The organism is Actinoplanes sandaracinus (genome assembly GCF_030009775.1).
Classification (GTDB): Bacteria; Actinomycetota; Actinomycetes; order Mycobacteriales; family Micromonosporaceae; genus Actinoplanes; species Actinoplanes sandaracinus.
In genome coordinates, this window is the sequence record NZ_JASCTH010000033.1 from 109,065 (window position 1) to 115,417 (window position 6,353).

At 72.1% G+C, this 6,353-nt stretch carries 6 protein-coding genes and 2 pseudogenes; 2 read left to right on the top strand and 6 right to left on the bottom strand.

Annotation, left to right across the window (positions count from 1 at the left end; genetic code table 11):
- Window positions 1-336: 336 nt before the first annotated feature.
- Window positions 337-1,008 (bottom strand): annotated as a pseudogene (locus QLQ12_RS47230) (phasin family protein); the annotation flags it as partial.
- A 96-nt stretch (window positions 1,009-1,104) separates the two neighbouring features.
- Here QLQ12_RS47230 and QLQ12_RS38355 point away from each other — a divergent pair.
- Window positions 1,105-1,440, top strand: coding sequence for an alkyl sulfatase C-terminal domain-containing protein (locus tag QLQ12_RS38355; protein ID WP_282765851.1), 336 nt, complete (start codon window positions 1,105-1,107; stop codon window positions 1,438-1,440).
- Between the two features lie 81 nt (window positions 1,441-1,521).
- On the opposite strand, the pseudogene QLQ12_RS46935 reads toward QLQ12_RS38355, so the two are convergent.
- Window positions 1,522-1,836: pseudogene (locus tag QLQ12_RS46935) on the bottom strand (methyl-accepting chemotaxis protein); the annotation flags it as partial.
- Between the two features lie 33 nt (window positions 1,837-1,869).
- Window positions 1,870-2,067, bottom strand: a complete 198-nt coding sequence (locus QLQ12_RS38360; RefSeq protein WP_282765852.1) for a hypothetical protein — start codon at window positions 2,065-2,067, stop codon at window positions 1,870-1,872.
- A 242-nt stretch (window positions 2,068-2,309) separates the two neighbouring features.
- Here QLQ12_RS38360 and QLQ12_RS38365 point away from each other — a divergent pair, with 242 nt between their 5' ends.
- Window positions 2,310-2,588 (top strand): hypothetical protein, encoded by a 279-nt coding sequence (locus QLQ12_RS38365; protein ID WP_282765853.1) that lies wholly within the window; start codon window positions 2,310-2,312, stop codon window positions 2,586-2,588.
- 320 nt (window positions 2,589-2,908) lie between these two features.
- Here the strand turns inward: QLQ12_RS38365 and QLQ12_RS38370 are convergent, their stop codons facing one another.
- The 3 genes from QLQ12_RS38370 to QLQ12_RS38380 are packed head-to-tail and all read right to left on the bottom strand — an operon-like array spanning window position 2,909 to window position 6,128.
- Window positions 2,909-3,922 carry an HAD-IIA family hydrolase gene (locus QLQ12_RS38370; RefSeq protein ID WP_282765854.1) on the bottom strand — a complete coding sequence of 338 codons (1,014 nt, stop codon included), beginning with the start codon at window positions 3,920-3,922 and terminating at the stop codon, window positions 2,909-2,911.
- Complete coding sequence (locus QLQ12_RS38375; RefSeq protein WP_282765855.1) at window positions 3,919-4,998, bottom strand: Replicase polyprotein 1ab; 1,080 nt, start codon at window positions 4,996-4,998, stop codon at window positions 3,919-3,921. Before QLQ12_RS38375 ends, QLQ12_RS38370 begins: the two co-directional genes overlap by 4 nt.
- Window positions 4,908-6,128, bottom strand: coding sequence for a hypothetical protein (locus QLQ12_RS38380; RefSeq protein ID WP_282765856.1), 1,221 nt, complete (start codon window positions 6,126-6,128; stop codon window positions 4,908-4,910). The genes QLQ12_RS38375 and QLQ12_RS38380 overlap by 91 nt, the downstream gene beginning before the upstream one ends.
- Window positions 6,129-6,353 lie beyond the last annotated feature (225 nt).

Below are 6,353 nucleotides of genomic sequence, written 5' to 3' on the forward strand. Positions count from 1 at the left end.
GCTGCTAGCAGCGCCACCCGCAGCCGCGCCGGCCACGGCCGGATCAGACGCGGGCGCGCCTTCCGGGGATGTGGCCGTCGCCGGGGTACCACCAGCGCTGATCACCACTGGTTCAGCAGCCACCGGGTCGGCCGCCGCCGGTTCGACGAACACCGGGGCGACAGCTCCTGGCAACTCGGCGACCTCGGCCGCCGGCCCGGCCGCAGCCTTCCGCGGCGCGCGCTTGGCCGGCGCGCTCTTCGCCGGCGCCCGTTTAGCCGGCGCGCTCTTGGCCACCGCGCTGTCAGCCGCTGCGCTCTCGGTTGTGACGTCCTCTACCGGCGCACGTTTAGCCGACGCGCTCCTGGCCGGCGCTCGCTTCACCGGTGACCGCTTCGCCGGGGCCTGCTTCACCGGCGCCACCGAAGCCTCCGGTTCGATCGCGGGAGCCGAAGCAGCCGCGGCGTTCCCCGGCACCCCGGCCGGTTCGATCCCCGCCGCCGGCATCGCGTTCGGCTTGGCCTTGACCGCCTTCTTCGCGATCGCTTTCTTCGCCACCGCCTTCTTGGCCGGCGAGACCGGCGCAGGCGGCGAAACCGGCGAGACCGGCGACCCAGAGGAAGCTGACGGAGTCGAGCGACCCGAGCGACCGCGCGTCACCGCCCCCGGAACCGGCGCCGGCTTCTCCAGTCGTGCCCCGCCCACGGCGCCGGCCGCACCGGCCCGGGCTTGCGCCTCCCGCAGCCGCCGTTCAAGATCGTGCACTCGCGAGGTCAGGTCCGACACCTCGTCGGCGGTGGCCAGGCCGACCCGCCCGAGGGCTCGATCGACCTCGTACCGGACGATGTTCGTCAGCGCCTCGCGGTTCGCGATGCCCGCCGACAGCAGGTCCTCCACGAGGCCCTGCACCTGCACCGCCGTGGCCCCGCCTCGGTGGAGCAGTTCCCCCGCGACCTGCTGAGCCTTTTTCCGGGGGGCCTCCGTCAAGCCGAGTGCCAGGTCCAGATATGCACGCCATGCGTCCGGCATGTCGAGCCTCCTCTCGCCGCGTCGGGTGCCACGCTACCGGGCACCTCCGGGAATCTCCTGAGGTACCGTGCTGGTGTCGTGAGGGAGGATGCCGACATGGCCACCGTGGACGACTGCCGCCAGGCGCTGTACGACCTGGCCGCGCGGCTCGACGCCGACGCCGACGCACGGGGCCGGCTCGACCTCGACCGCACTCTCGCCTGCCGGGTGACCGACCTCGGCGCCGCCTTCCACGGCCGGATCACCGGCGGCCGACTGGTCGACATCACCGACGGCGACGACCCGAAAGCAAAGATCGCCCTGGTCACCACGAGCGAACATCTGCTGGCTCTGGTGGCCGGCGAGCTCGATGTGACGCGCGCGATCACCGCCCGGCAGATCTCCATCAAGGCGAACCCGTTCGACCTGCTCAAGCTCCGCAAACTCCTCTAGAAACCCACCGCACCCGTCTATGCCCGGGGATACGGGCTTCACCGGCCGTCCGGTTCAACGAGTCGGCTTCCGCCGAGAAGATCAGCCTCTGGCATCCACCGACCGCGTTCGCAGCCCGGCCCGTACTTGGTCGGCCGACACGGTCGCCGCCGACAGCTGGGTGTCACCCCAGCCGGCACGGCCGCTTGTTCCTCCATTGAGGACGCACTGCGGTGCTGCCATTCGTGGACGTCGCCGACCACCCCGGATGGTGGAGGCCCGGGAGTGCGCCACGTCGCCGGTCTCCGCCATGCTCGCGGTGATCACCTGATTCACCCGTTCCACTGACGTCGCCGTCTCCCGGGCGAGTTCTTTCACCTCGCCGCTCACGACCGCGAACACCCTGCCCGGTTCACCGGCCGGGGCCGCCTATCGTGGCGCTGAAGCCGCTTAGGTGATGGCGTTGAGGCGCCTCGATCGTGATGTTGAGACCGCCTCGATCGTGGCGCCGAGAGCGAGCGGGTTGGCCTGCTCGGCCAGCGACGCGATGATCACGTTGACGATCTCGCTCACCGACGTCTTCAGCCGCCGCACCTGGCCGACCCGCACCAGGCTGACCATCTGGCCGATCTTCGCCCCAGCTGACACCGCCGCGTCCTTGCCGCCGGACAGCCGGCCCAAGATCCGATGCCGGGCCTGACGAAGTCTCGGCGTGCCAGGCCCCACGCGGCAGAGCCAGAGAACTCACTCATGATCGACCGCGAGAAGACCCCTTTGACCCTCATGGGCAAAAGGAGGAAGGCTTACCTTTTCCACTACGAACGGTGCCACGATGAGGGTGGGAACTCATCGGCCGGCGGCCGTGCCGGCCCCCCGATCAGGGAGGGACCATGAACCCCAGCCGTCCCGGCCTCCCACGCTTCGACGACACGGTGACCACCGCGAACGTGCACGAGCGCGCCGAACAGGTGGCCGTGCCCAACTTCGACTGGATGAGCACCCCGGTGGTAGCCGTCGTCGACGCCTTCCTGCACATCGACCCGGACGCGCCCCCGCCGCCCCGCCGCCGCTATCGGCCCGTCCTACGCCCTGCCGCTCCCGCATCCGTCGACGAGGCCGCACAGAGCGCAACCCACCTCATGGCCGACATAACCCGAATCCATCGCTGACCCCCAGGCCCGCGTTTCCACAACCCCTTCTCCGGTACGCCGTAAGCCGCCCTCCAACCGCACCACCAGTCCCGTGCCAGCCGACCGACGCCCCCGCCCAGCCGTAGCCCAGACGCTCCGCGCACCCCGAGACACGCCTGGACTACAGCTGGGCGCGGGCTTCAGCGCCCGGCCGTAGCGCGAGCACCGCGTAGCGTGCGGATGACACGGCTACGGCCGGTGGGGCGGTGGTGTGGAAATGCGGCTGACCCTGGTTGATGTCTTCCCAGGGGGAGACAACAACCAGGGCCAGCCGGTGGTACGAGGGCTAAGCCGAACCGCTAACTGTCCAGCACTCCCCAGGAGCGCAGCAGTTCCTCCGCCTCGGGCGAGGTGGCGGTGATCGCCGACACCGGCACGCCGTCCCAGGTGACCGCACAGAGCAGGCGCAGCGCGACGACCGGGTCACCGGAACCGTCGAGAGCCGCGCGGTCGCCGTCACGGGTGACCCGCCAGCCGCCGGACTCACCGCCGGGTCCGGGCAGCCGGGCGTCGTCGGCCGGGCGGAACAGCCCCGACAGGTCGGCGGCCACGTAGGTGGGCCGCCGGTCCTCCGGCGCCGCCAGCAGATCGGCGGGCCCGCTGACTCCGGTCAGCACGAGCAGGCTGTCCATCTCCGCGGTGACCGCACCCTGGATGTCGGTGTCCAGCCGGTCACCGATCGACAGCGGGCGCTGCGACTTGAACAGCGTCGCCGCCGTCCGGAACAGGCCGGGCTGTGGCTTGCCGACCACCACGTCCGGTTCCCGGTCGAGGGCCGTCCGCAACACCGCGACCAGCGAGCCGTTGCCCGGCAGCGGGCCGCGCGGGCTGGGCAGGGTCCGGTCGGTGTTGGTCGCGAACCAGGTCGCCCCGGCCCGCACCGCCAGCGCTGCCTCGGCCAGGATCTTCCAGCCGACCTCCGGGCCGTACCCCTGGACCACCGCGACCGGCTCGTCCTCCAGGGAGTCGACCGGCGTGAGGCCCGCGTCGCGGACCTCGGCGCGTAGCGCCTCCGCGCCCACCACCAGCACCGGCGCACCGGCCGGCAGCCGTTCGGCGAGCAGCGCCGCGGAGGCCCCGGCCGAGGTGAGGACCTCGGCCGGTTCCGCGCTGACACCCATGCCATTCAACAGCGCGGCCACGTCGGCGGCCCGCCGTGACGCGTTGTTCGTCGCGTACGCGATCGGCGTCGCGTCCGCACGCAGCCGTTCGACCGCCTCGGCAGCGCCCGTGATCGGCTTGTCGATCAGGAAGACGACCCCGTCAAGGTCAAAGATGACCAGGTCGTACGAGCTGGCGAGGTGATCACTCATGCCTTCGGCTTCTCCTCGTCGTCAGCCTGGCCGGCGGACTCGTCCGTCTCCGTCTTCGCGGCCGGCTTCTCCACCGAGTCGGTGGCCGCACCGGTGACCACCGGCGCGCCCTTCTCCTCGTCCACGCCGCCGTCGAGCCCGTCCGTGTTCACGTCGGTCTCCGCGACGTCGACCGACTCGTCCTCGTCGTCCTCAACGTCGTCCTCGTCTTCGAGGTCGTCGTCCTCATCGAGGTCGTCGTCCTCGTCCTCGTCTTCGAGGTCGTCGTCTTCGTCGTCTTCGTCGTCATCGAGGTCGGCCTCGGCGTCGTCGCCTGCCGGGCGGTCGAGGTCAGAGGCGGTCGCCTCGGTCGGCTCGTCCTCGTCCTCGTCGGCGTCGTCACCCTCGATGGTGACGCCGTCGAGCTCGAGCAGCCGCTCGGCCGCGTCGGTGACCTGCTCCTCGTCAGCCGCGGCAGCCCGGGCGAACCACTCCCGCGCCTCATCGCGGCGGCCCGCCGCCAACAGCGCATCGGCGTACGCGTACCGCAGTCGCGCGGCCCACTCGGCGTCCTCGTCGCCGGTCAGCTCGCGTACCTGCAGCATCGCCACCGCCGCGTCGTGCTGGCCCAGATCGCCCCGGGCGCCGGCCGCCACGATCAGCAGCTCGATCGCGCCGGCCTTCTCCAGCTTGGCGATGTCCGCGCCACGGAACAGGTCGATCGCCCGCTCCGGCCGGCCCAGCGCCCGCTCACAGTCGGCCAGTTCGGCCAGGTGCGTCTGCCGCCCGGTCATCCGGTGGTAGGTCCGCAGTTCGGCGATCGCCGTCGTCCAGTCGCCGGCCGCGTAGCCCGCCAGGCCGACCGCTTCCCGCACCACAGCGATGCGCGAGGCCAGCCGCCGTGCCGCGATCGCGTGCCGCAGCGCCAGCTCGGAGTCCTCGTCGATGATCTGGCCGGCCGCCACCAGGTGCCGGGCGACCTTGTCGGCGACGTCCCGGGCCAGGCTCACCAGCTCGGCGCGCACCTCCTCGTCGAGGTCGGTCGCGGCGATGTCCTCGGGGATCTCCGGAGCCTCGAACCCGGGCTGACCGACCATCTCCTGCTCATCCTGCGGACGCCGGTCCTGGTCGCCCCGGAAGCCGCCGCGGTCACGGTCGCCGCCACCCTGGTAGCCACCACGGTCGCGGTCTCCCCCACGGAACCCACCGCGGTCGCCGCCACCCTGGTAGCCCGGACGGTCGCCACTCGGACGACGGTCCCCGCCGCCCTGGTAACCCGGACGGTCGCCACTCGGACGACGGTCCCCGCCACCCTGGTAACCCGGACGGTCGCCACTCGGACGACGGTCCCCGCCACCCTGGTAACCCGGACGGTCGCCACTCGGACGACGGTCCCCGCCACCCTGATAGCCACCGCGGTCACGGTCTCCACCACGGAAGCCGCCAGAGCCACCCTGGTAGCCCTCACGAGCACCACCGCGGTCGCCGCCACCCTGGTAGCCCGGACGGTCGCCACTGGGCCGACGGTCCCCGCCACCTTGGTAACCGGGACGGTCTCCACCACGGAACCCGCCGCGGTCGCCGCCACCCTGGTAGCCCGGACGGTCACCGCTCGGACGACGGTCCCCGCCACCTTGGTAACCGGGACGGTCTCCACCACGGAACCCGCCGCGGTCGCCGCCACCCTGGTAGCCCGGACGGTCACCGCTCGGCCGACGGTCCCCGCCACCCTGATAGCCCGGACGGTCGCCACTGGGCCGACGGTCGCCGCCACCCTGGTAACCGCCACGGTCACGGTCGCCGCCACCCTGATAGCCACCACGGTCGCGGTCTCCGCCACGGAACCCGCCGCGGTCGCCGCCACCCTGGTAGCCCGGACGGTCGCCACTGGGACGACGGTCGCCACCGCCCTGGTAACCCGGACGGTCGCCGCCACGGAAGCCACCGCGGTCGCCGCCGCCCTGGTAGCCCCCACGATCGCCGCCGGCCCGGCCACGGTCGTCGCCGCGGAAGCCGCCACGATCCCCGCCACCCTGGTAGCCCGGACGGTCGCCACTGGGCCGACGGTCGCCACCACCCTGGTAACCCGGACGGTCGCCGCCACGGAACCCACCACGGGCGCCGCCGCCCTGGGAGCCACCACGGTCACGGTCGCCGCCACGGAAGCCACCACGGTCGCCGCCGCTGTCGCGGTTTCCGCCACGGAAGCCGCCGCGGTCACTGCCACGATCGGTCCGACGCGCGTCGCCACCTCCGTCGCGACCGCCTCCGGAACGGCTCTCGCCGTCGCGGTTGCTGGAGCCGCCGTCTTGCGGTCCTGTAGTCACGGATCATTCCTTCCAGTACGGCGGCGGGCTACTTCGGCCCGGGTGGCCTTGCTCCGACACACGCTGTTCTCGATACACAAAGTTACTAGGGGATCTGCCCATAAACGCAGTCGAGGGCCGACCCC

Coding starts and splice junctions, on each gene's coding strand:
- QLQ12_RS38375 (WP_282765855.1), bottom strand. CDS start 4,998: ATGGTCGGTCAGCCCGGGTTCGAGGCTCCGGAGATCCCCGAGGACATC.
- QLQ12_RS38370 (WP_282765854.1), bottom strand. CDS start 3,922: ATGAGTGATCACCTCGCCAGCTCGTACGACCTGGTCATCTTTGACCTT.
- QLQ12_RS38365 (WP_282765853.1), top strand. CDS start 2,310: ATGAACCCCAGCCGTCCCGGCCTCCCACGCTTCGACGACACGGTGACC.
- QLQ12_RS38355 (WP_282765851.1), top strand. CDS start 1,105: ATGGCCACCGTGGACGACTGCCGCCAGGCGCTGTACGACCTGGCCGCG.